Source organism: Pseudaminobacter sp. Soil_N_29 (genome assembly GCF_057656055.1).
This window is the reverse complement of the sequence record NZ_JBDGLC010000006.1, coordinates 73132-95661: the sequence shown is the minus strand read 5'-3', so window position 1 is coordinate 95661 and position 22530 is coordinate 73132. Positions and strand designations below refer to the sequence as shown.

Here is a 22530-nt window from a genome sequence, read left to right as displayed (position 1 = left end):
GGCACAAATGAAACGGGCGGCGGAGCTGAAAACTCCGCCGCCCGTTGCGTTCGCTCGTCTTGGGAGGTGACTTAGCGAGCCTTGCCCGCCGGCAGCGCCACCGACCCGGCGCTGTCGCCGGAGGTCTGGCGCGACGACACCGGTTCGGTGGTCTTTTCCGTGCCTGCGGTCTTGATCGAGGCGGTCGTGGAGTAGTCGAGCCTGGGTGCCGCGGCCTCGAAGCGGGGGGAATCGGGATAGCGCAGCGTGTCGGCAAAATCGGCGGCGAAAGCGGTACCCGACAGGGTCAGAAGGGCGGCGAAGCCGACAAGGGTCTTTTGCATCATCATTTCTCCAAAAATTCTGTACGTGTATAATATGACGTACATATACGGAGATGAATTCGCGTTTGCAAGCCAAAATCGTACGCGTACGAAAAATTGTCCGGTCGCGGTGCGGCTTCAGAAAAAAACGGGAAAGGGCGCCGGGCGTGCATGGACGGCCCGTGGCGGCATCTGCGCGCTGGCCAGGATCTGCCGCGCGTCGTTGCGCGGCCGCAGGATGTCGGGTCTATGGGCGGGCTAGGCTAGCAGCGCTCTTCCGGCGGCACGAGGGCTTCGACCTTCTGCGCCATCAGCCCGGCCAGCGCCACTTCCATGGAGGCCGCCAGAAATTTACCGGGCTCGCCGAAAGGATAGAAGGGAAAGGCAAGCTGGAGGGAAATGGCGCCGTGGCCGCAGCTCCACAAGAGGGTGGAGATGGCATGCACATCGCCCTTGAATATGCCGGCGTCGATGCAGGCCTGCACGCGCTTCAGCAGGATGCGCAGCGCCGGGTTCCCGCTTTCAAGCTTGCCTATCTCGGTCACCTCTTGCCCGCGGAGCCCCGCCGGGTCGCGGGTCATGAAGATGGTGCGGTACTCGTTGGGATTCTCCAGCGCGAAGACCGCATATTCCTCCATGATCTTGCGCAAGGCCGCCAGTGGCTCGGCCGGCGCGTCGCGTTCCATGCGCTGGGCAAGGGTCTCGAAGGCGTCCTCTGCCAGTGCCAGCAAGATCGCGTGCTTGTCGGCGAAATAAGAATAGACCGACATCGGCGCATACCCGACGCGCTGGGCGAGCTTGCGGATCGTCAGGCCTTCATAGCCCTCCTCCTTCACCAGCTCATGCGCGGCCTCCAGCAGTTCCGCGCGCAAAAGCGCCTTCTTGCGTTCGCGGGGGCTGGCGGGTGTTGGTGTAGGCTGGCTCATGGGATCCTGACAGGCGACAGGCAGAAACAATATACGCCGTACGGCGGCCCAGCAAGCGCGGCCGGGATTTCGCCCCAGCGGGAGGGTCGGACCGAGGCTCCGGGCCGGGTGAATTGCTGACAGCCTCACGCGCCCACCCGCGCCCTGCAGCGGATATTCCCCTCAAGCGGGGATGGAAAGGGCCCCGCAAGACATATGAGCCAGCTTGCCACATTATGCCCTTGATCATGGGGAATTTGCTCCCCAGTGCCAGCGGGACGGGCTGTACACGTCATTTTAACCATGACGCGACAAGCGTGCGGCGCGCGGCTGGCGGAAGACGCAACAGCGACGTGATTCAGGCATTCAGGAGAACAGCATGGCCTTCATAGCCAAGGGAAAGATTTTTGCGGCTGCCGCCTTTGCCGTGCTCGGTCTGGCGACCGGCAGCGCCCATGCGGCGCAATGCGGCAACGACAGCAGCGGCTTCGCCGCCTGGCTGGAAAGCTATAAGGCAGAGGCCAGGGCCCGCGGCATCGATACCTCGCCGCTTGCCGGCGTGAAATACGACACCGGCGTCATCAAGATCGACCGCAACCAGAAGGGCGCCTTCAAGGGCACGCTCGACCAGTTCATGGCGCGCCGCGCGCCGGCATCCTACGTCAAGAAGGCCAAGGGGCTGATGAAGACCCACGCCGCCACCTTCGCCAAGATTGAGCAGCACTATGGTGTCCAGCCCGAGGTTCTGCTGGCCATCTGGGGCATGGAAACCGGCTTCGGCGCCAATTCCGGCAACAGGAGCGTGTTCCAGCCGCTGGCCACGCTGGCCTATGACTGTCGCCGCTCGGCCTTCTTCACGCACGAGCTCGACGCCGCGCTGGAGATCGCCCAGAAGGGTTACATCACTGCCGACCAGATGCGCGGCGCGGGCTTCGGCGAACTTGGCCAGACCCAGTTCCTGCCCTCCAAGTACCTGCAATATGCCGTCGATTTCGACGGCAACGGCCGCCGCGACCTGATCCATTCCACCGGCGACGTGCTGGCCTCGACGGCCAACTTCCTCAAGGGCCACGGCTGGCAGGCTGGCGGCGGCTACGGCCCGGGCGAGGTCAACTACGCCATCTGGAACGAATGGAACCGCGCCACGATCTACCAGCAGGCGCTGTCCAGATTCGCCACCCTGATCGCCAACTGATCCTTTTTGGCGAAGGACAAAAAAAACCCGGCGTTTCCGCCGGGTTTTTCTTTGTGCGGGTCTGGTCGCCTCAGCCCCTGCGGTTGCGAGCGGCCAGAGTGCGCAGGCGCAGCGCGTTCAGCTTGATGAAGCCGGCGGCGTCCTTCTGGTCATAGGCGCCCTGGTCGTCCTCGAAGGTGACGAGCTTGTCGGAGTAGAGCGACTTTTCGCTCTCGCGGCCGGTGACCATGACGTTGCCCTTGTAGAGCTTCAGCGTCACTTCGCCTTCGACATTCTTCTGGCTGAGGTCGATCGCCGCCTGCAGCATCTCGCGCTCCGGCGAGAACCAGAAGCCGTAATAGATGAGCTCGGCATAGCGCGGCATCAGCTCGTCCTTGAGGTGCGCCGCACCCCGGTCGAGCGTGATCGACTCGATGGCGCGGTGCGCGGCGAGCAGGATCGTGCCGCCCGGGGTCTCATAGACGCCGCGGCTCTTCATGCCGACGAAACGGTTTTCCACCAGGTCGATGCGGCCAATGCCGTTGTCGCGGCCATAGTCGTTGAGCTTGGCCAGAAGCGTCGCCGGGCTCATGCGCACGCCGTTGATCGAGACGGCGTCGCCCTTCTCGAAGCCGATCTTGATGACGGTCGCCTGGTCAGGCGCGGATTCGGGCGAAATCGTGCGCATATGCACGTATTCGGGAGCCTCAACCGCCGGGTCTTCCAGCACCTTGCCCTCGGACGACGAGTGCAGCAGGTTGGCGTCGACGGAGAAGGGCGCCTCGCCCTTCTTGTCCTTGGCGACCGGGATCTGGTGCTTTTCGGCGAAGTCGAGCAGGTCGGTGCGGCTCTTGAACGCCCAGTCGCGCCACGGCGCGATGATCTTGATGTCGGGGTTCAGCGCATAGGCCGAAAGCTCGAAGCGGACCTGGTCGTTTCCCTTGCCGGTGGCGCCGTGGGCGATGGCGTCGGCGCCCGTCTTCTCGGCGATCTCGACGAGGTGCTTGGAGATCAGCGGGCGGGCGATCGAGGTGCCGAGCAGGTAGACGCCCTCATAGACGGCATTGGCGCGGAACATCGGGAAGACGAAATCGCGCACGAATTCCTCGCGCACGTCCTCGATGAAGATCTCCTTGATGCCGAGCATCTCGGCCTTCTTGCGGGCCGGCTCGAGTTCCTCGCCCTGGCCGAGATCGGCGGTGAAGGTCACCACTTCGGCGCCGAGCTCGGTCTGCAGCCATTTCAGGATGATGGAGGTGTCGAGGCCGCCCGAATAGGCGAGCACGACCTTTTTGACGTCTTTCCACTTGGACATTGTCGATCCGCTTCCGTTGCCGCGCAGCCGCCCTTGCGGCACCGCGCTTTCTGGCGGCACTTTTAGCAGGAACGGCGAGGCGGGCAAGCTTTGTGCGATCCGGTTTCCGCTGGCCGAGCAGGGTGGATTCGATTAACTTGCCGCCTTCTCAGCCGGGCCCGCGCAAAATGTCGTTCATCCCCGAAGTCGCCGTCATCCTGCAATTCGCCGTCGCCACCTATCTCATCGCCATCACGCCGGGCCCGGACATGACCCTGTTTGTCGGGCGGGCGCTTTCCGAGGGCCGCCGCGCGGGCTTTGCCTGCATGCTGGGCACCTTCACCGGCATCGTCGTTCACACCATGCTGGTGTCGGTCGGCCTCTCGGCGCTCATCGTGGCCGCGCCGCAGGCCTTCATGACTCTCAAGATCGTCGGCGCCGGCTATCTGGTGTGGCTCGCCTGGCAGGCTCTCCGGAACGGCTCGGCCTTTTCACCGGAGACGGTGAAGCGCGCGCCGCGCTCGCTGTTCCAGAACTGGGCGACAGGCGTCGGCATCAACCTGCTCAATCCGAAGATCGTGCTGTTCTTCATGACGTTCCTGCCGCAGTTCGTCTCGGCCCACGATCCGCATGCGCCGGGCAAGCTGTTCTTCCTCGGCATGCTGTTCATCGTGCTGTCGCTGCCGCTCGCCGTGCCGATGGTGGTCGCCGCAGACAAATTCGCCGGCCTGCTCAGGAAGAGCCCGCGGGTGACGCGCATCGTCGACTATCTGTTCGCAGGCGTGTTTTCCGCTCTCGCGCTGAAGATGCTCACGGCGCAGGCGCGCTAAGGCAAGCGCATACCCTGCCGCCAGCCTCCGGCCGTGCGGCCGGCGATCAGCCAGTAGGCCAAGCCTCCAATCATGCCCGCGCCGATGAGCAGCAATGCCATGCGCGGGTCGTCCGGGGGCAGCCAGTAGGGCTCGAGGCCATCGCCGGACACCGACTGCCAGACTGTGCCGGTACCAAATGCGAAGCCGACGACGCTGAGCGCCACCGCCCCGCCGCCGAGCGCATGGACGAGCCAGTCGCGCTTGCCGAGAAATTCGGTGAGCAGGACGACCAGCAGCGACGGGAAGAAGGCGAAATAGGCGATGACCAGCGCCATCAAGGGTATCATGAACACCAGCGAGGCGGTGGCGACGGGATCGCCCGGCTCCGCTCCAAGCGCACCGAGCGCCAGGATGTTGATGAACGCGCTGGCAGCGAGCGCCGCGCCGATATAGCCGAGAAGGACGACCGCTAGCCGGAAGATGATGGCGAGGACGCCGTTCACGCCTCGCCGTGCCCCGCGATCATCATGGCTTCCAGCGCCAGGCGCTCGGACTTCTTCAGACGCTCCGACTCCGACTTCAACTGGCCGCAGGCGGCGAGGATGTCGCGGCCGCGCGGCGTGCGGATCGGCGAGGCGTAGCCGGCCGCGTTGATGAAGTCGGCGAACTTCTCGATCTGCTCCCAGTCCGAGCACTGATAGTTGCTGCCGGGCCAGGGGTTGAAGGGGATCAGGTTGATCTTGGCCGGAATGCCCCGGAGCAGCTTCACCAGCGCCTTGGCGTCTTCGAGGCTGTCGTTGACGTCCTTCAGCATCACATATTCGAAGGTGATGCGCCGCGCATTGGAGAGGCCGGGATATTTGCGGCAGGCTTCCATCAGTTCCTTGAGCGGGAACTTCTTGTTGATCGGCACCAGCAGGTCGCGCAGGTCGTCGTTGGTGGCATGCAGCGAGATCGCCAGCATGACGCCGATCTCCTCGCCGGTGCGGTAGATTTCCGGCACGACGCCGGAGGTGGACAGCGTGATGCGGCGCTTCGAAAGCGCCAGGCCGTCGCCGTCGGACGCGATCAGCAGCGCCTTCTTCACCGCGTCGAAATTGTAGAGCGGCTCGCCCATGCCCATCATGACGATGTTGGACACCTTGCGGCCCTCGCTCGGCACGATGGCGCCGGCGGGTGTATCGCGGTCGGGGAAATCGCCCAGCCGGTCGCGGGCGGAGAGAAGCTGCGCGAGAATTTCCTCTGAGGTGAGGTTGCGCACCAGCTTCTGCGTGCCGGTGTGGCAGAACGAGCAGGTAAGCGTGCAGCCGACCTGGCTCGAGATGCATAGCGTTCCGCGGCCTTCCTCGGGGATGTAAACGGTTTCGATCTCGACCGGGCGGCCCGCACCGCGCGGCGGGAAACGGAACAGCCACTTGCGCGTGCCGTCATTGGAAATCTGCTCTTCCACGATCTCCGGCCGTGCGATGGAAAAGTGCTCGGCCAATGCCGCGCGCAAATCCTTCGATATGTTGAACATATGCGCGAAGTCGGAAACGCCGCGCACATAGAGCCAGTGCCACAGCTGCTGCACGCGCATCTTGGCCTGGCGCTCCGGCACGATGCCGGCGGCGACCAGCGCCTCGGCCATCTCGGCGCGCGTCAGGCCGATCAGCGAGGCCTTTTCCGGCGCGGCGCTGGGGCGCAATGCGTTGCGGGTGCTGTCGGCGGTGAGATCGAGCGAAAAAGCCATGGTACCGGAATTTTTCAGGGGTTGAGGCGGATGCTTCCAAAGCTCCGAATGCGCGCACATAGCACGACTTGGCGCCCGCGTCACGGCCTGTGAGATGGGGCGGGCCGCCGCCAATTCCAAGAGGTCTCCGAGTGCGTGGGCAAGCGATGCTCCTCAACCCTCTTGAGAAAAAGGCCGGATCAACGACCCGGCCTTTCGAAGAAAAAGTGCAAGCTGGCTTACTTGCAGGCCGAGATCGACTGCAGCGCCGCCGAAATGCCCTTCAGCGAGAAGGTGTAGGTGGTGGGGTTGCCGCGTCCGGACTTGGCCGCAATCTTCATGTCGGCGCCGCCCTTCATGGCGGCGATCAGCAGCGGCTCCTCGGCGGCGTTTTCCACCCAGGCCGACTTGCCGCGCGTGAACATTGTGAAGTTCTTGTCGCCGACGCTGACCGTCACCTTCGAATTGGCCTGCAGGTCATAGGAGGCGATGAACTGCGGCTCGTAGGAAACCGATTGTCCGGGGCGCTGGCTGACGAAGAAGAAAATGTCGCCATGGTCGAGATTGGCCGGCTGCTTGTCGGTCGGAACCGTCAGCACATAGCAAACCTTCCCGGTGTTGGCCTGATAGCTGTAGGTGCCCCATGCATTGTGCTGGCCGATCTTGGTGGCTGACTGGGCCAGCGAGGGGGCGGCGCTGGCAATCAGAAACAGGCTCGAAGCGAGAGCAACGAATGGGCGCATTGTTTTTTGGATCCCTGTTCTTTGCGTAATGTGCGGGGGCAGGCAGGAGTCGCGCCGCCCGTGGTAGAGTTCAATTTGGTTTAATCTGGGTTACCAAAGCGTGAATATATCTGACAAGGGTTGGTTTTCGCCATGGTATCGCCGCCTTTTCGCGCGGCCCCGCGAGGGGAAGCGCCGTCCCTGCGGACGTTTGAAGATGACGAAAACGGCAAGAATTTGACTGCCCCTGCCCCGCGATGAAGTGCCGCTATCTGGCGAAAAAAGGCTTCCGGTCGAGCGCGGCGATGAAGCGACTGTCAGTCGAGCGCCGCTAGCGATTCCTGGGCGGCAAGGCGGTGGGCGGGGGTGATGTTGGAGCGAACGGCCGCGATTGCCGCCGCCAGCACCGCGATGTCGTCAGTGAAACCAATTCCCACCATCACGTCGGGAATGGCGTCGACCGGCAGCACGAAATAGGCCAGGGCGGCCAGCAGGATTGCCTTGGCTCGCAGCGGCGTCTGCGCATCCATCGCGCAATAATACGCCGCGACCACCTCTTCCATGAACGGCACGTGTCGCACCGCCTTCCTGGCGGTTCGCCAGAACCCGTCGCGAACGCTCTTTTCGTTGCTGGCAGGATCGCCGGTGTCGAATCTTGCTTTGGCCATCTGAACCCTCCGGTTCGCGCTATGTGGTAAGTATTGCCTTCGCATGCAAGTTTTGCACGCGGCAGCCGCAGCGGGGCAAGGTCCCGATGCTATCGGCCTTTTCCACTTCCGTGTTATGGGAGGGCTGGTTCCATCGACCCCGCAGGCCACCATGACCGCGAGACTTCCGCTTTCGATCCTCTTTGTCTGCCTCGGCAATATTTGCCGGTCGCCGCTGGCAGAAGGGGTTTTTCGTGACGTCCTGGCCGAGCGCGGCTCGGAAGAACCGTTCCTGCTCGATTCGGCCGGCACCGGGGGCTGGCATGCAGGGTCAAGCCCGGACCCGCGCTCCATCGCGGTTGCCGCCCATCATGGTCTCGACATTTCGGGCCAGCGCGCCCGCAAGGTGACGTCGGAAGATTTCGCAAGCTTCGATCTGATCCTCGGCATGGACCGTTCGAATGTCGAGGACATGCGCCGCGTCGCGCCTGTCGAGTACCGTCGGAAGATCCACCTCTTCCTCGACTTTGCCTCAGGCCGGCCGCACGATGTTCCAGACCCCTATTACGGCGGCCCTGACGGCTTCTTTGACCTCTACCGCATGATCCGCGCGGCTTCGGAAGCGCTCGCCGACAGGCTGGAGCGAGACTCCCTGCCGGTCAAAGGCCAGGCTTCTTCCACGACATAGGGTCCGCCGCCGACCGAGTCGCGCGAGGACATCAGAACGAAGCGGCCGACCTTGAAGGGCGCCGCGGAGAAATTGCCGCGTTCCGACAGATACTTCGCCACGTCCTGGGTATTGGGATTTTTCAACCGGGCCAGGGTGACATGCGGCATGAACTTGCGAGCATCGGCCGAAAGGCCGAGGCGCTGGCAGATGCGCTCGATCTCGCCTTGGAGCGCGTGAAGCTCGGGCGAGGGCGAAACGCCGGCCCACACGGCATGCGGCTTTCTGGAGCCGAAGGCGCCGACGCCGGAAAGTTCGAGATGGAAGGTGGGGCGCCGCACCCGGTCCAGCGCATTGGCGATCTCGTCGGCCACATGGCCCTCGATGTCGCCGAAGAAGCGGAGCGTCAGATGGTAATTCTCGACGTCGATCCAGCGGGCTCCCGGAAGGCCTCCGCGCAGCAGGGAGAGGGAAAGCGCTGCGTCACGCGGGATTTCGAGGGCGGTGAACAATCGCGGCATCTCAGCCTCCCCGAATCGAGTTCTTGCCCCTAGCGAATCATCGATCACCGCCGGGGGCAAGCCGTTTGTTGCTCATTTCCGTTCAAGTGACGGCGAGCGCCGCGTCACGACTCCTTCGCATGGGCAGCGATCGCGCTTTCCACCACCGGCAGAATGCGCTCCACCATGCGGTCGATGCCGGCGGCATTTGGGTGCATTCCGTCCTCCAGCAGGGCGGTCTGGTCGGCCGCCACGCCGTCGAGGAAAAACGGATAGAGCGGAACATCGTACTTTTCCGCAAGCCGCGGATAGATCGCATCGAAGGCCGCGGCGTAGTCGCTGCCGAGATTGGGTGCGGCGCGCATGCCGGCAAGCAGCACCGGAATGTTCCGCGCCTTCAGGCGCTGCAGCATGGCGTCGAGGTTCTTTTCGGTGATGTCGGGAGAGATGCCGCGCAGCATGTCGTTGGCGCCGAGCTCGAGGATGACGAGGTGCGTGCCGTCCGGAACCGACCAGTCGAGGCGCGACAGGCCGCCGCTGGAGGTGTCGCCCGAAACGCCGGCATTGGCGATCACCACATCGTGACCATTCTTGCGTAGCGCTGCCTGGAGCTTTTCGGGAAAGCTGTCGCCGGGGTCGAGGCCGTAGCCAACCATCAGGCTGTCGCCGAAGCCGACGATCTGGAACGGCTCGGCGCGGGCCGGTGCTTGCGCCGGGAAGAGAGCCAGGCATGCGGCAAAGAGCGCGAAAATCAAATGTTTGAATGCCATGCCGCAAAACCCATATGATGAAAAATCCTGCATTGCCCTACTCCATATAGGATCGGATAGCCGTGACAGAAGCCGTCATCGACTTGAAGGATGTTTCGCTGACGCTGGGCAGCGGCGCCTCCTCGGTACACGTACTGAAGGGTGTCAGCCTGAGCGTGGCGGCCGGCGAGGCAACGGGCATCGTCGGGCCGTCCGGCTCGGGCAAGTCGACGCTGCTGATGGTTTTGGCCGGCCTTGAGCGGGTCGATTCGGGGACGGTACGAATTGCCGGCGAGGTTCTGAACGGCAAGAGCGAGGACCAGGTCGCGGCGTTTCGCGGCCGCAATGTCGGCATCGTCTTCCAGTCCTTTCACCTGATCCCCAATATGACGGCGCTGGAGAACGTCGCCGTGCCGCTGGAACTGGCGGGCCGGCGCGACGCCTTTGCGGTGGCCGAACGCGAGCTTGCCGCCGTTGGGCTGTCCGATCGTGTCACCCACTACCCCGGCGAATTGTCGGGTGGCGAGCAGCAGCGCGTCGCCATTGCGCGCGCACTGGCGCCCGAGCCGCGCATCCTGATCGCCGACGAACCCACCGGAAACCTCGACCAGGCGACCGGCCGGCAGATTGCCGACCTCTTGTTCGCCAAGGCCAGGGAGCGCGGCATGACGCTGGTGCTTGTCACGCATGATCCCGCGCTCGCAGCGCGCTGCACCCGGCAGGTGGCCATGCGCTCGGGCCGCATCGAGGCCGCCGAGCCGTCGCTTGCCGTCGTTTCGGCTTGAGGCGCCCGATGCCGCTTTCGCAAACCCTTCGGCTGGCGATCCGGTTTTCGCTGCGCGAGATGCGCGGCGGGCTCTCCGGCTTCCTGATCTTCCTCACCTGCATCACGCTCGGCGTTGCGGCCATAGGCGGCGTCAATTCTGTGGCGCGCTCGATCACTGCGGGCGTCGCCAACCAGGGCCAGGTGCTTCTGGGCGGCGACATGCGCTTTCAACTCAACCAGCGCGAGGCGAGTGCCGAGGAGGCCGGCTTTCTGCGCGGGCTGGGCACAGTTTCGGAAAGCATCAACATGCGCTCCATGGCGCGGCTTGAGAACGGCTCGGACCAGTCCCTGGCCGAGGTGAAGGCAGTGGATGGCGCCTACCCGCTGTTCGGTGCGCTGAAGACCGATCCGGCGCTACCGCGCGACGAGCTTTTCGCTGAAAGGGATGGGGCGTTCGGCGCCATTGCATCCGACCTGCTGTTCGAGCGCCTGGGCCTGAAACCCGGCGACCGCATCAGGCTTGGAACCGCCACCTTCCAGCTTCGTGCCAAGATCGCCAGCGAGCCGGACGCGATCTCGGAAGGTTTTGGCTTTGCGCCGCGGCTGATGGTTTCAATCGAGGGCATGCGGGCATCCGGCCTGGTACAGCCCGGCAGCCTGGTCGAATATGCCTACAAGCTGCGCCTGCCCGCTGGCAGCAGCGAGGCACGGATTGCCGACATCCGCCAGCAGGCTGGCGATGAATTTCCGCAGGCCGGCTGGAGCATCCGCACGCGCACCAACGCCGCACCGGCGCTTTCGACCAACATCGAGCGCTTCTCGCAGTTCCTCACGCTGGTCGGGCTCACCGCGCTGGTGGTCGGGGGCGTCGGCGTTGCCAATGCCGTTCGGGCCTATCTGGATGGCAAGCGCGGCGTGATTGCCACATTCAAGAGCCTCGGAGCCTCCGGCGGCTTCGTCTTCGCGGTCTATCTGGTGCAGATCCTGATGATCGCGTCGATCGGCATCGTCGTCGGCCTGGTGATCGGCGCGTTGATGCCGCTGGCGGCGAACGCAGCGCTGTCCTCGGTCATTCCGGTGCCGGCCGAAGGGGGCCTCTATCCCGGCGCGCTGGCGATTGCCGCCTTGTTCGGCTTCCTGGTGACGCTGGCCTTTGCGCTGCTCCCGCTTGGGCATGCGCGCGGTGTGCCGGCAACGGCGCTTTTTCGCGAGATGGGCTTTGGCAGCGGCGGCCTGCCCCGCCTGCCCTATGTTGCGGCGGCCTTGTCGCTGGCTGCGTTGCTGGCCGCTCTCGCGATCTGGTTTTCCGGCGATCGGCGCATCGCCGCGATCTTCCTCGGCGCGATGGTGTTCGCCTTCGTGGTGCTGCACGGCGTCGGCATGGCTGTGCAGTGGATCGCCCGCAGAAGCCCGCGCGTGCGCTCGACAGCACTTCGCCTGGCAATCGGCAACATCCACCGCCCAGGCGCTTTGACCCCGTCAGTGGTGCTGTCGCTCGGGCTCGGCCTGACGCTGCTGGTGACGCTGGCGCTAATCGACGGCGACCTGCGCCGCCAGATCGCGGGCAGCCTGCCGAAGGAGGCACCCAATTTCTTCTTTGTCGACATCCAGCCAAGCGAGGTCGACGCCTTCGCCGCGCTGCTTGGCAAGGAGGCGCCCGACGGAAAGCTCGTGCGGGTGCCCATGCTGCGCGGCCGCGTCATGGCGTTGAACGGCGTCGACGTGCAGAAGCTGCAGGTGCCCCCGGCCGGCGCCTGGGTGCTGCGCGGCGACCGCGGCCTCAGCTACACGAAGAACCTTCCCGAAAACTCGACGCTCTCGGCCGGCACCTGGTGGCCGCAGGACTATCAGGGCGAACCGCTGGTCTCCTTCGCCGCGCAGGAGGCAGGCGAACTCGGCCTCAAGCTGGGCGATACGGTGACGGTGAATGTGCTCGGCCGCAACGTCACGGCCAAAATCGCCAACTTCCGCGAGGTGAAGTGGGAATCGATGGGCATCAACTTCGTGATGGTGTTCTCGCCCAATACATTCGCAGGCGCGCCGCATTCCTGGCTGGCGACGCTGACCACCAAGGATACGGATGTCGGCGAGGAGGCACGCATCCTCAACGCCGTCACCCGCGCTTTTCCGGCCGTCACCAGCGTTCGCGTCAAGGACGCGCTGGAGGTGGTCAATCATCTCGTCGGCCAGCTCGGCACCGCGATACGGGTCGCCGCCAGCGTGGCGCTGATCGCTTCGGTGCTGGTGCTGGCGGGGGCGCTTGCCGCCGGCAACCGCGCCCGTATCCACGACGCGGTGGTGCTGAAGACGCTCGGCGCCACACGCCGTACGCTGATTGCCGCCTTCTCGCTCGAATATATGCTGATCGGGCTTGCGACTGCTGTTTTCGCGCTCGCGGCGGGCGGCGTTGCGGCGTGGTTTGTTGTCGCACGGATCATGAAGCTGCCTTCTTCCTTCCAGCCCGAGGTCGCGGTGGCCACGCTTTTGATCGCGCTTGCGGTCACCGTCGGGATGGGATTGCTGGGAACCTGGCACGTGCTTGGCCACAAGGCCGCCCCGGTGCTGCGCAATCTCTAACCGAGAAACGAGTGGCGGTGCTGCGGCCCGGCGCACATTAAATCATGGTTCATGAAACCATTTTCCAAAGCTTTTCAGGACAATCACGTTGCATTGCGTGCTGTAACGGGTCTTGTTCTCGCCCAAAAGAATCATCATATTTGCCAGCAGGCATGCTGGAGTCCCGCCAGCGGCGCCTGGGCTCGTGAGAACCCGACACCGGACGGGGCAGAAGCAACAGAGGAAATCAATGGCTGACCTTCGCAACTATCAGACACGGGCAGCGCCAGCGGGCGTCCGCACCGCCGGTGTCATCGACGAGGGCCTGCGCGCCTATATGCTCAAGGTCTACAACCTTATGGCGCTTGGCCTCGCAATCACCGGCGTAGCCGCCCTGGCTACGATGATGATGACAACGACGAATGACCCGGCAACGGCCGTGGCGACGTTGGCCAACGGCAAGATGCTGACCAGCGCCGGCGTGGCGCTCTATGGCTCGCCGCTGAAGTGGCTGGTCATGCTGGCGCCGCTCGGCATGGTGTTCTTCCTGAGCGCGCGCATCCAGACCATGACGGTTTCGGGCGCGCAGACGGCGTTCTGGGTGTTTTCGGCCCTGATGGGCCTGTCGCTGTCGTCGATCTTCCTGGTCTTCACGGCGCAGAGCATCGTCCAGACCTTCTTCATCACCGCCGCCGCATTCGGCGCGCTGTCGCTGTGGGGCTACACGACACGCCGCGACCTGAGCGCCATGGGCACCTTCATGGTGATGGGCCTGTTCGGCCTCATCATCGCCATGCTGGTCAACCTGTTCCTGCAGTCCTCGGCGCTGCAGTTCGCCATCTCGGGCATCGGCGTGCTGGTGTTTGCCGGCCTGACCGCCTACGACACGCAGAGCATCAAGGAGATGTATTTCGAGGGCGACGATGTGCTGGTCGCCGGCCGCAAGGCCATCATGGGCGCGCTGAGGCTCTACCTCGACTTCATCAACCTGTTCACCTTCCTGCTGCAGTTCCTCGGCAACCGCGAATAAGAGGCGGCTGGTTCAAAAACAAGATCGGGGCGGCCCAAAAGGCCGCCCTTTTCTTTTGGCCGGCTTGCCGCTTAAAATCGGGCATCAATGTCATGGTGCCTAAAAAATGAGCAGTATTGAAATCCGGTCGGCAGAGGAAGACGATCTCGATGCCATCACCGCAATCTATGCCGACGCGGTCTTGCACGGCACGGCCAGCTACGAGCTGGAGCCGCCGTCGCGCGAGGAGATGGAACTGCGCTTCGCAGCACTTCGCGATCCCGGCTATCCCTATCTGGTGGCGGTGCGCGACGGGGCGATCCTTGGCTTTGCCTATGCCGGACCGTTCCGGCAGCGCCCGGCCTATCGTTTCATCGTCGAGGATTCGATCTATGTCGCCCCCGAGGCGAAGGGACAGGGGATAGGAAGCCTGCTGCTGGAGCGTCTCGTGGCCGAGACGGAAGCACTGGGCTTCCGCCAAGTCGTCGCGGTCATCGGCGATGGCTCGCCGGAGAGTGCCTCGGTGCGGCTGCACGAGAGGCTTGGCTTCCGCCACTCGGGCCTGCTGGAAGGGTCGGGCTACAAGCACGGCCGCTGGCTGGACACGGTGTTCATGCAGCTTGCGCTGAACGGCGGTTCTTCCGTTTCGCCCGATCCGGCTTCGCTGCCCGCCCGCATGGGGCCGCCGCAGGGCTGAGCCAGCCGCCCGCAGCTCGGCCTGCTCAGGCCTGTTGGATTACCCGGAGCTTCTTGTCGAACACGCCGAGGACGCGGGCCAGTTCGTGCCCGCGCTTGACGACGAGACCGCCGGCGGCGACCACGCTGAACGCCCCTTGCTTGCGCGCAAGCTGCGGGTCCTTCACGATCTGGTACAGGGGCGTCTCGCTGGTCCGGCGGAACACCGAGAACACGGCGCGATCGTCCAGATGGTCGATCGCATAGTCGCGCCATTCGTTGGCGGCGACCATGCGGCCGTAAACCCTGAGGATCTGGTCGAGCTCGCGTCTTTCGAATGAAACGCTCTGGGCGCGCGTTTCGCGCCGTGCCTCGGGAAAGGGAATCAATATTCCTATTTCTTCCCCACCCTCCCCTGCGGTTCCGCGTTTCGACATCCGGCGCGCTTCCCATGACAGTTTGGCAACGACCAAGGTTGCGCTTTCGCGCAGCAATTGCAAGCCCGCAGCCGGCTAAAGTGCGCCGCTTCGGCAGGCATTTCGGTAGATAAAGCCTGGCGCCGCAGCCTTCGGCATGCTGCCCCGCCGAAGCCGGCGCTCACGAACGGGTACAGCGTGTTTTCAATGGTGATTCAGCGCCATAATTCCGCCGTTTTTTACCCGCGTTCGCGCCCCATTGTCGGACAAACTTATCAACGTTGCCTGAGACGGTTCGGTCCGGCACCGGCCTGTAAACCCCAAGCCCCCCGCCCACGGGCCAGCGTCGGATCGAACCAACCTCGGTTCTCTTCCTTGAACCCCGGGTACGACGATCCCCTAAACTCCAGCCGGCGCCTGCGTTTTATGGGTGCCGGTTTTTTGCAGCGGCCTATCCCCGGGGCTGGGCCTCGAGCTTGCGATAGGATGCGGCGCCGAGAACAGGGCCAGGCACTCCGTCCTTGCCGACGGCCTGCAGCAGTACCGCGCAACCGCCACTTTCGGGAATGTTCCTGGCTGGCACCTCGTAGGTGGTCGCCTCGCCGCGCCAGACCCCGGCGGCCTGCACATTGGTCACGGAGTTCCAGTAGGTGATGACCCTGCCTTCGTTCTCGCCTTCCTTCATGCGCACCGCCTGTGGCGGCGCGAAAAAGACCAGCATCACATAGGCCTTGGGGGCGATTCCCTGCGCCGGGCCGGCGTTGATTATCAGGCTGTCGCCGTGGTGGCGAACGCTGACGTCCACGCTAAGCCCCTCGCCCGAGCTGTTCAGTTGCCGAAATGCCGCGTCGATTTCGCTGCGCTTGCCCCCATTCACATGCACGCGCCCATTGATAACGGCCTGCGGCGTGTAGACCGAGCGGGCGCCGAAGGCGCGCATATAGGAATATTGGCGATCGGTGCTTTCCGAATTGCTCAGCGTGTCGCGCCAGCCGAGATAATCCCAATAGTCGACATGATAGGCTATCGCGACAAGATCGCTGGCGTTGGCGAATTTTTCGAAGATCTTGTCGGCCGGGGGGCAGGTTGCGCAGCCCTGGCTGGTGAACAGTTCGATGACGCCTCGCGGCCGCGCGCTTTCGCCCGCCGTGGCCTCCTCGCCCAACAGGGGCAGCGCCAGCAGCACAAGTGCCACCCGAAATACGTAACCAATTGTCATGACCGTTCCAAAAGACAGCGTGTGGCAGGTTGCCTGCCCTTCCTCCGCCGGAAGAATAGCCAGATGGCGGCGCAAACGTGAAGTCACGTTGCGGTGACATGTGTCAGGGATTACCGCGGTCACTTTCGGCAGCCCAAAGAAAAACCGCCGGTGCTGGCACCGGCGGTTTCGATGTTGTGGTTGCGTTCCGGCGTCAGGCCGCCAGGTCGCGCAGAACGTATTGCAGGATGCCGCCGTTCTTGAAGTAGTCGAGCTCGTCGACCGTATCGATGCGGCACAGGATCGGCACTTCCTTCACGGCGCCATCCGCGAAGGTGACCTTGGCGATCATCTTCTGGCGCGGGCGGATGTTCTCCAGGCCATCGATCGTCACTGTCTCGTCGCCCTTGAGGCCGAGGGTGGCCCAGGAGGTGCCTTCCTCGAACACGAAGGGAATGACACCCATGCCGACCAGGTTCGAGCGGTGGATGCGCTCGAAGGACTGGGCGATCACCGCCCGCACGCCGAGCAGGTTGGTGCCCTTGGCCGCCCAGTCGCGCGAGGAGCCGTTGCCGTATTCGATGCCGGCGAAGATGACCAGCGGCACGCCTTCCTGGCGATACTGCATGGCCGCGTCGTAGATCGGCATCTCTTCCTTGGACGGATAGTGGATGGTGTAGCCGCCTTCGCGGCCGTTCTCGCCCAGCATGTGGTTGCGGATACGGATGTTGGCGAAGGTGCCGCGCATCATCACTTCATGGTTGCCGCGGCGCGTGCCGTACTGGTTGAAGTCGGCAACGGCCACGCCGTTGTCGGTGAGGTACTTGCCGGCCGGCGAGGCCGCCTTGATCGAACCGGCCGGCGAGATGTGGTCGGTGGTGATCTTGTCGCCGAACAGGCCGAGCACGCGGGCACCCTTGATGTCGCTGATCGCGCCGGGCTTCAGCCCCATGCCCGCGAAATAGGGCGGGTTCTGCACATAGGTCGAGGCATCGTCCCAGGTGTAGGTCTGGCCGGAGGGCGCCTGCACCTTCTGCCAGTTCTCGTCGCCCTTGAACACGTCGGCATATTTGCGGGCAAACAGCTCACGCGTGACGTTCCTGGCGATGAACTCCTCGATCTCCTGGGTCGAAGGCCAGATGTCCTTCAGGAACACCGGGTTTCCGTCCTTGTCCTCGCCGATCGGCTCGGTGGTGAGGTCCCTGGTCACGGTGCCGGCGAGCGCATAGGCGACCACCAGCGGCGGCGAGGCGAGATAGTTGGCCTGCACGTCGGGCGACACACGGCCTTCGAAGTTGCGGTTGCCGGAAAGCACGGCCGCCGCGATCAGGCCCTTGTCGTTGATGGTCTTGGAGATCGGCGCCGGCAGCGGGCCGGAGTTGCCGATGCAGGTGGTGCAGCCGAAGCCGACGAGGTTGAAGCCAATCTGATCGAGCTCCTTCTGCAGGCCCGACTTTTCCAGGTATTCGGCAACGACCTGCGATCCGGGAGCGAGCGAAGTCTTGACCCACGGCTTCTGCTTGAGGCCGAGGCGGTTGGCGTTGCGGGCGAGAAGACCCGCGCCGATCAGCACGCTGGGGTTCGAGGTGTTGGTGCAGGAGGTGATCGCTGCAATCACCACGTCGCCGTGGCCGAGATCGTGGTCCGTGCCTTCCACTGCATAGCGCTTGGCGATCTCGGACGTCTTCTTGTACTCAGTCTCCATCGCCATGGTGAAGCCGGCCGGGATGGTCTCCAGCGCGGCGCGGCCCTCGGGGCGCTTCGGGCCGGCCATGGAGGGCACCACCTCGCCAAGGTCGAGCTCGAGCGTGTCGGTGAAGACCGGGTCAGCCGAAGAGGTGTCGCGCCACATGCCCTGGGCCTGGGAATAGGCCTCGACCAGCGCGATGCGGTCTTCGGCGCGGCCGGACATGGTGAGATAGCGCACGGTTTCCGTATCGACCGGGAAGAAGCCGCAGGTCGCGCCATATTCGGGGGCCATGTTGCCGATGGTTGCGCGGTCGGCCAGCGTCATGTTGGAGAGGCCGGGACCGAAGAACTCGACGAACTTCCCCACCACGCCCTTCTTGCGCAGCATCTGGGTGACGGTCAGCACCAGGTCGGTGGCGGTGACGCCTTCCTTGAGTTTGCCCGTGAGGCGGAAGCCGATCACCTCCGGCAGCAGCATGGAAACCGGCTGGCCGAGCATGGCGGCTTCAGCCTCGATGCCGCCCACGCCCCAGCCGAGGACGCCGAGGCCGTTGACCATGGTGGTGTGCGAATCAGTGCCCACGCAGGTGTCCGGATAGGCCGTGGTCACGCCGTCCTCGGTGTTGGTCCATACCGTCTGGGCGAGATATTCGAGGTTCACCTGGTGGCAGATGCCGGTGCCGGGCGGCACCACGCGGAAGTTGCGGAACGCCTGCTGGCCCCACTTCAGGAACTTGTAGCGCTCTTCGTTGCGCTCATATTCGAGCTCGACGTTGCGGGCGAAGGCGCGCGGCGTGCCGAACTCGTCGACGATGACGGAGTGGTCGATGACCAGATCGACGGGCACGAGCGGGTTGATCTTCTCGGGGTCGCCGCCGAGGTTCTTGATGCCGTCGCGCATCGCGGCGAGGTCGACCACGGCCGGAACGCCGGTGAAGTCCTGCATCAGCACGCGGGCCGGGCGATAGGCGATCTCGACGCCGGCGGTGCCCTTATCGGTCAGCCAGCTGGCAACCGCCTGGATGCTTTCCTTGGTGACGGATCGTCCGTCCTCGTTGCGAAGAAGATTCTCGAGAAGCACCTTCATCGAATAGGGAAGCTTGGAAATGCCAGCCAGGCCGTTCTTTTCGGCCTCGGGCAGGCTGTAATAGACATATTCCGCCCCGCCCGCCTGAAGCGTCCTGCGGCAATTGAAGCTGTCGAGAGATTTGGACATTTGCGATCCCATCCTGGTCGTTCTGCCTGAGCGGGAACGGACTCCTGTGGCATGCAAATCACGCGCAAAGGTGCGGGTACGGCCATTTCCGCTGTCCGCTCCCGAGCGTTCCGGCCGTTTGAAGGCGGCAGGGCAGCTGGCTCGGCGCTAATTCTAATACCACGCCGACCGCTGGCATGGTTGGCTGGCATATAGAGAATTTTCTAGAATAGTTCTAGAGCGATAAAGGCAAATTTGCTGCAATGCACATCGGCCGCGGGGGCCATCAGGAAGCATGAGGAACCGATGCGGCTGATCGCCGAAAATATCGAGGGGCGGCGCGGCGGCGAAGCGGTCTTTTCCGGCCTCGGCTTCACGCTGGGCGAGGGTGGCGGCCTCGTCGTCACCGGCCCGAACGGCGCCGGCAAGTCGACGCTGCTGCGTATCGTGGCCGGGCTTCTGCCGCTCGCCGCCGGGCATTTGGCGCTCGAGGACGGTGGCGAGGATTTCCCGTCCGTTTCGTCTGCGTGCCACTATCTCGGGCCCGAGAACGCGATGAAGACAGCACTTTCGGTGTCCGAAAACCTCGCCTTCTGGCAGGCCTTTTTCGGGCGGCCGCACCTTTCCGTCATCGAGGCGCTGGAGATGGTGGAGCTGGAAACGATCGGCCACCTGCCCTTCGGCTATCTCTCCACCGGGCAGAGACGGCGCGTTTCCATCGCCAAGCTTCTGGTCAGCCATCGCCCGGTGTGGCTGCTCGACGAGCCGACTTCGGGGCTGGACAAGCGTTCGGAGGCGCAGTTTTCCGGATTGATGCGCACGCATCTTCTTGGAGGCGGGATCATCGTGGCCGCGACACACCTGCCGCTAGGGCTGGAAGGCGTGCAGGAACTCAGGATGGGGGGACGCTGATGTTCGCACTCTACCTCCGCGATGTCAGGCTCGGCGTCCGTGCCGGCGGCGGTGCGCTGACCGGCGTGCTGTTCTTCCTTGCCGTCATCGCCACCATCCCCTTCGGCGTCGGCCCCGACCTCAACCTGCTGGCGCGCATCGGCCCGGCGATTCTGTGGGTCGGCGCGTTGCTGGCCTCGCTGCTTGGGCTCGACCGGCTGTTCCAGGCCGACCGGGAGGACGGCTCGCTCGACCTTCTCCTCCTCAACCACGACCGGCATCTGCTGGCCTTTACCGTCTTCGTCAAATGCCTGGCCCATTGGACCGCAAGCGTGCTGCCGCTGGTGGTGGCTGCCCCGCTGCTCGGACTGTTCATGAACATGGAGCCGCTGGGCATCGGGGCGGCCGCGCTGACGCTGCTGGTCGGCACGCCGGCCATCACCTTCATCGGGGCGGCGGGCGCGGCCGTCGCAGTGGCGCTGCCGCGCGGCGGCCTGCTGGTTTCAGTGCTGGTGCTGCCCCTGGTGATCCCGGTGCTGATCTTTGGCGTCTCGGCCAGCTATGGCGCGGTGAACCACCCGAACCCTTTCCTACAGCCTTTCCTCATCCTTTGCGCGCTGACCCTCTTTCTGGCCGTCATCGGCCCGGCGGCTGCGGCGCTTGCCCTGCGATCGAGCGCAGACTGAGGGGGATCACGAACCGGTCAACCCGAATTCGTCGCAGGTGATTCGATTGCGGAGCCGCATCGTCGCGGCTATGTAACGGCCATGAGCAAAGCATGTTCTCATAGCGCGCAGCGCGGTGGAAGCCGCGCATTGGTGCGCGGCAGGAGGCCCCGATGAGCGCCCATGCGCTTTATGTCACGGCTGCCTATGGCATTTCGGTGCTGGCGATCGTCGGGCTGGTGGCGTGGATTCTTGCCGACCAGCGCGCCCGGCGACGCGAGATGGCCGAGCTGGAAGCAAGCGGCGCCCGCCGCCGCTCCGACCGCAAGGGAGCGTCGAAATGAGCGCCCAGGGCGAACCGGCAAGGCCGCGCCGGCGGCTGCTGGTGCTGCTGCCGCTGCTGGTGTTTCTCGGATTGGCCGGCGTGTTCCTGAGCCAGCTTCTTTCCGGCCGCGATATCTCCGCGGTGCCCTCGGCGCTGATCGGCCATATGGCCCCTGAAACCAAACTGCCGCCGCTGGAAGGCATTTCGCTGCCGGGCCTCGATACCTCGGCCTTCGTCGGCAAGGTCACGCTGGTGAACGTGTTCGCTTCCTGGTGCGCGCCCTGCCGCGAGGAGCACCCTGTGCTGATGGCGCTCTCGCAGGACAACCGCTTCGACCTCGTTGGGCTGAACTACAAGGACAAGCCCGACAATGCGCGCCGTTTCCTCGGCGATCTCGGCAATCCCTACAAGGCTGTCGGCGTCGATGCGGCCGGCCGTGCGGCAATCGACTGGGGCGTCTACGGTGTGCCCGAAACCTTCGTCATCGGCCGTGACGGCAAGGTTCTGTTCAAGCATGTCGGGCCGGTCACGCCGCAATCCGTCCAGAGGCTGCTGATGCCCGAAATCGAAAAGGCGTTGGCCGCGCCGACATCCTGACCGATCCGCACAAGGGGCGGCCAGGCCCCTCGCCTTAGCCGTAGATTTCGCGATAGGCCTGATAGAGCATCTCGCTGCGGTTGCCGTTCATGTCGGAGAGATCGCGCGGGGTCAGGCTCTGGATCTCGGCAACAAGTGCGTTGTAGCGGCGGCGCTTGGCGATGCGGTTCTTGGCCTGGGCGATGACATTCGAAAAGATCATGGCGGGTTCTCCTTCTGGGCCGCCGCTTTCCGGCGGCGGTTCGGCTCCTCTCTCACGGGGCCGATGATCGCCGCGATCATGCTGCAATGCAACATGCGTTGCTGCAATGCAGCATTGCACGGCCTGCAACTCCGGTTAACGAAGTCCAAACAACAACGCGCCCACGAGGCTTATCGCGGGCGCGCTTTGGCAAAAGTGCTGGAAGTGTCGGTCTACTTCTTGAACTGCTCGTCCAGCGAGTGCCGCATGATCAGCGGCATCTGGCTGAAGGTGAACAGGAGTGTGATGGGCATGATGCCCCAGACCTTGAAGGCCACCCAGGCGTCGGTCGAAAAATTCCGCCACACCACCTCGTTGGCAACCGCCAGGAACAGGAAGAAGAAGCCCCAGCGCAGGGTAAGCAGCCTCCAGCCTTCCTCATCGAGGCGGAAGGCGCTGTCGAAAATATAGCCCAGCAGCGACTTGCCGAACAGCAGCCCGCCCAGAAGCGTGACGCCGAACAGCGTGTTGACGATTGTGGGCTTCATCTTGATGAAGATGTCATCCTGCAGCCAAAGCGTCAGCGCGCCGAAGACGAAGACGACGATGCCCGACACCAGCGGCATGATCGGCAGAGTGCGCATCAGCGCCCAGGACACGGCGAGCGCCAGGGCGGTGGCGATCATGAACAGGCCGGTGGCGACGAAGATCGGGCCGCCGAAATCGCCGAGCACCGGGAATTTTTCCACCAGCCAGGCGCCGCGCGCATTGGCGAAGAAGAACACCAGCAGCGGCCCGAGCTCGAGTGCGAGCTTCAGCAGCGGGTTGACTTCCTTCTTCTTCGGGTCGGACGGGTCGCGTTCGAAGACGGGTTCGGTCATGGT

At 64.2% G+C, this 22530-nt stretch carries 25 protein-coding genes; 11 read left to right on the top strand and 14 right to left on the bottom strand.

Going from position 1 to position 22530, the window contains the following annotated elements; all coding sequences use genetic code 11:
• Nucleotides 1-71 precede the first annotated feature (71 nt).
• On the bottom strand, nucleotides 72-326 hold the full coding sequence (locus AC3A4H_RS15010; RefSeq protein WP_487767395.1) for a hypothetical protein: 255 nt from the start codon (nucleotides 324-326) through the stop codon (nucleotides 72-74).
• Nucleotides 327-565: 239 nt separating this feature from the next.
• The gene (locus tag AC3A4H_RS15005) at nucleotides 566-1228 is read right to left on the bottom strand and encodes a TetR/AcrR family transcriptional regulator (RefSeq protein ID WP_487767394.1); all 663 of its coding nucleotides are present in this window, start codon (nucleotides 1226-1228) and stop codon (nucleotides 566-568) included.
• 358 nt (nucleotides 1229-1586) lie between these two features.
• Between AC3A4H_RS15005 and AC3A4H_RS15000 the strand changes: the two genes are divergently transcribed.
• Nucleotides 1587-2402 (top strand): lytic murein transglycosylase, encoded by an 816-nt coding sequence (locus AC3A4H_RS15000; RefSeq protein WP_487767393.1) that lies wholly within the window; start codon nucleotides 1587-1589, stop codon nucleotides 2400-2402.
• A gap of 70 nt (nucleotides 2403-2472) precedes the next feature.
• On the opposite strand, the gene AC3A4H_RS14995 is transcribed toward AC3A4H_RS15000, so the two are convergent.
• The gene (locus tag AC3A4H_RS14995) at nucleotides 2473-3696 is read right to left on the bottom strand and encodes an argininosuccinate synthase (protein ID WP_487767392.1); all 1224 of its coding nucleotides are present in this window, start codon (nucleotides 3694-3696) and stop codon (nucleotides 2473-2475) included.
• Nucleotides 3697-3863: 167 nt separating this feature from the next.
• On the opposite strand from AC3A4H_RS14995, the gene AC3A4H_RS14990 reads away from it, so the two are divergent.
• Nucleotides 3864-4505, top strand: a complete 642-nt coding sequence (locus AC3A4H_RS14990; RefSeq protein ID WP_487767391.1) for a LysE family translocator — start codon at nucleotides 3864-3866, stop codon at nucleotides 4503-4505.
• Here the strand turns inward: AC3A4H_RS14990 and AC3A4H_RS14985 are convergent.
• The 4 genes from AC3A4H_RS14985 to AC3A4H_RS14970 all read right to left on the bottom strand — a co-directional run bounded on the left by AC3A4H_RS14985 (nucleotide 4502) and on the right by AC3A4H_RS14970 (nucleotide 7588).
• Nucleotides 4502-4990: a hypothetical protein gene (locus AC3A4H_RS14985; RefSeq protein WP_487767390.1), complete on the bottom strand. Its 489-nt coding sequence runs from the start codon at nucleotides 4988-4990 to the stop codon at nucleotides 4502-4504. The two genes, AC3A4H_RS14990 and AC3A4H_RS14985, sit on opposite strands and share 4 nt — an antisense overlap.
• Nucleotides 4987-6219 (bottom strand): dual-specificity RNA methyltransferase RlmN, encoded by a 1233-nt coding sequence (rlmN, locus tag AC3A4H_RS14980; protein ID WP_348778698.1) that lies wholly within the window; start codon nucleotides 6217-6219, stop codon nucleotides 4987-4989. The genes AC3A4H_RS14985 and rlmN overlap by 4 nt, the downstream gene beginning before the upstream one ends.
• Before the next feature lie 218 nt (nucleotides 6220-6437).
• The gene (locus AC3A4H_RS14975; RefSeq protein ID WP_348778697.1) at nucleotides 6438-6941 is read right to left on the bottom strand and encodes an invasion associated locus B family protein; all 504 of its coding nucleotides are present in this window, start codon (nucleotides 6939-6941) and stop codon (nucleotides 6438-6440) included.
• Nucleotides 6942-7237: 296 nt separating this feature from the next.
• Entirely contained in the window at nucleotides 7238-7588 is a 351-nt protein-coding gene (locus AC3A4H_RS14970) for a YkvA family protein (protein WP_487767389.1), read from the bottom strand.
• A gap of 151 nt (nucleotides 7589-7739) precedes the next feature.
• Between AC3A4H_RS14970 and AC3A4H_RS14965 the strand changes: the two genes are divergently transcribed.
• On the top strand, nucleotides 7740-8255 hold the full coding sequence (locus tag AC3A4H_RS14965) for a low molecular weight protein-tyrosine-phosphatase (protein ID WP_487767388.1): 516 nt from the start codon (nucleotides 7740-7742) through the stop codon (nucleotides 8253-8255).
• On the opposite strand, the gene thpR is transcribed toward AC3A4H_RS14965, so the two are convergent.
• Complete coding sequence (thpR, locus tag AC3A4H_RS14960; RefSeq protein ID WP_487767387.1) at nucleotides 8162-8755, bottom strand: RNA 2',3'-cyclic phosphodiesterase; 594 nt, start codon at nucleotides 8753-8755, stop codon at nucleotides 8162-8164. The two genes, AC3A4H_RS14965 and thpR, sit on opposite strands and share 94 nt — an antisense overlap.
• A gap of 104 nt (nucleotides 8756-8859) precedes the next feature.
• Nucleotides 8860-9504, bottom strand: coding sequence for an arylesterase (locus tag AC3A4H_RS14955; RefSeq protein WP_487767386.1), 645 nt, complete (start codon nucleotides 9502-9504; stop codon nucleotides 8860-8862).
• 62 nt (nucleotides 9505-9566) lie between these two features.
• Between AC3A4H_RS14955 and AC3A4H_RS14950 the strand changes: the two genes are divergently transcribed.
• The 4 genes from AC3A4H_RS14950 to AC3A4H_RS14935 all read left to right on the top strand — a co-directional run bounded on the left by AC3A4H_RS14950 (nucleotide 9567) and on the right by AC3A4H_RS14935 (nucleotide 14511).
• A complete protein-coding gene (locus AC3A4H_RS14950) occupies nucleotides 9567-10268 on the top strand; it encodes an ABC transporter ATP-binding protein (protein ID WP_487767385.1) in 702 nt (233 codons plus the stop codon).
• 8 nt (nucleotides 10269-10276) lie between these two features.
• Nucleotides 10277-12826, top strand: coding sequence for an ABC transporter permease (locus AC3A4H_RS14945; RefSeq protein WP_487767384.1), 2550 nt, complete (start codon nucleotides 10277-10279; stop codon nucleotides 12824-12826).
• A gap of 229 nt (nucleotides 12827-13055) precedes the next feature.
• A complete protein-coding gene (locus AC3A4H_RS14940) occupies nucleotides 13056-13835 on the top strand; it encodes a Bax inhibitor-1/YccA family protein (RefSeq protein WP_348778689.1) in 780 nt (259 codons plus the stop codon).
• 106 nt (nucleotides 13836-13941) lie between these two features.
• Entirely contained in the window at nucleotides 13942-14511 is a 570-nt protein-coding gene (locus AC3A4H_RS14935; RefSeq protein ID WP_487767383.1) for an N-acetyltransferase family protein, read from the top strand.
• A 25-nt stretch (nucleotides 14512-14536) separates the two neighbouring features.
• On the opposite strand, the gene AC3A4H_RS14930 is transcribed toward AC3A4H_RS14935, so the two are convergent.
• The 3 genes from AC3A4H_RS14930 to acnA form a co-directional block, all read right to left on the bottom strand.
• Nucleotides 14537-14926 carry a DUF2794 domain-containing protein gene (locus AC3A4H_RS14930; protein WP_487767601.1) on the bottom strand — a complete coding sequence of 130 codons (390 nt, stop codon included), beginning with the start codon at nucleotides 14924-14926 and terminating at the stop codon, nucleotides 14537-14539.
• Nucleotides 14927-15356: 430 nt separating this feature from the next.
• A complete protein-coding gene (locus AC3A4H_RS14925) occupies nucleotides 15357-16124 on the bottom strand; it encodes a DUF1223 domain-containing protein (protein ID WP_487767382.1) in 768 nt (255 codons plus the stop codon).
• Nucleotides 16125-16317: 193 nt separating this feature from the next.
• Nucleotides 16318-19008: an aconitate hydratase AcnA gene (acnA, locus tag AC3A4H_RS14920; protein WP_487767381.1), complete on the bottom strand. Its 2691-nt coding sequence runs from the start codon at nucleotides 19006-19008 to the stop codon at nucleotides 16318-16320.
• 285 nt (nucleotides 19009-19293) lie between these two features.
• Here acnA and ccmA point away from each other — a divergent pair, with 285 nt between their 5' ends.
• The 4 genes from ccmA (at nucleotide 19294) to AC3A4H_RS14900 (ending at nucleotide 21465) form a co-directional block, all read left to right on the top strand.
• Nucleotides 19294-19899 carry a heme ABC exporter ATP-binding protein CcmA gene (gene ccmA / locus AC3A4H_RS14915; RefSeq protein ID WP_487767380.1) on the top strand — a complete coding sequence of 202 codons (606 nt, stop codon included), beginning with the start codon at nucleotides 19294-19296 and terminating at the stop codon, nucleotides 19897-19899.
• Nucleotides 19899-20564, top strand: a complete 666-nt coding sequence (ccmB, locus tag AC3A4H_RS14910) for a heme exporter protein CcmB (protein ID WP_487767379.1) — start codon at nucleotides 19899-19901, stop codon at nucleotides 20562-20564. Before ccmA ends, ccmB begins: the two co-directional genes overlap by 1 nt.
• A gap of 152 nt (nucleotides 20565-20716) precedes the next feature.
• Complete coding sequence (ccmD, locus tag AC3A4H_RS14905) at nucleotides 20717-20887, top strand: heme exporter protein CcmD (RefSeq protein WP_487767378.1); 171 nt, start codon at nucleotides 20717-20719, stop codon at nucleotides 20885-20887.
• The gene (locus AC3A4H_RS14900; protein ID WP_487767377.1) at nucleotides 20884-21465 is read left to right on the top strand and encodes a DsbE family thiol:disulfide interchange protein; all 582 of its coding nucleotides are present in this window, start codon (nucleotides 20884-20886) and stop codon (nucleotides 21463-21465) included. The genes ccmD and AC3A4H_RS14900 overlap by 4 nt, the downstream gene beginning before the upstream one ends.
• A 34-nt stretch (nucleotides 21466-21499) precedes the next feature.
• Here AC3A4H_RS14900 and AC3A4H_RS14895 read toward each other — a convergent pair whose 3' ends face one another.
• Together AC3A4H_RS14895 and AC3A4H_RS14890 are read right to left on the bottom strand one after the other, a co-directional pair.
• Nucleotides 21500-21667: a hypothetical protein gene (locus AC3A4H_RS14895; protein ID WP_348778682.1), complete on the bottom strand. Its 168-nt coding sequence runs from the start codon at nucleotides 21665-21667 to the stop codon at nucleotides 21500-21502.
• A gap of 212 nt (nucleotides 21668-21879) precedes the next feature.
• Nucleotides 21880-22527: a septation protein A gene (locus AC3A4H_RS14890; protein WP_348778681.1), complete on the bottom strand. Its 648-nt coding sequence runs from the start codon at nucleotides 22525-22527 to the stop codon at nucleotides 21880-21882.
• Nucleotides 22528-22530: the final 3 nt, after the last annotated feature.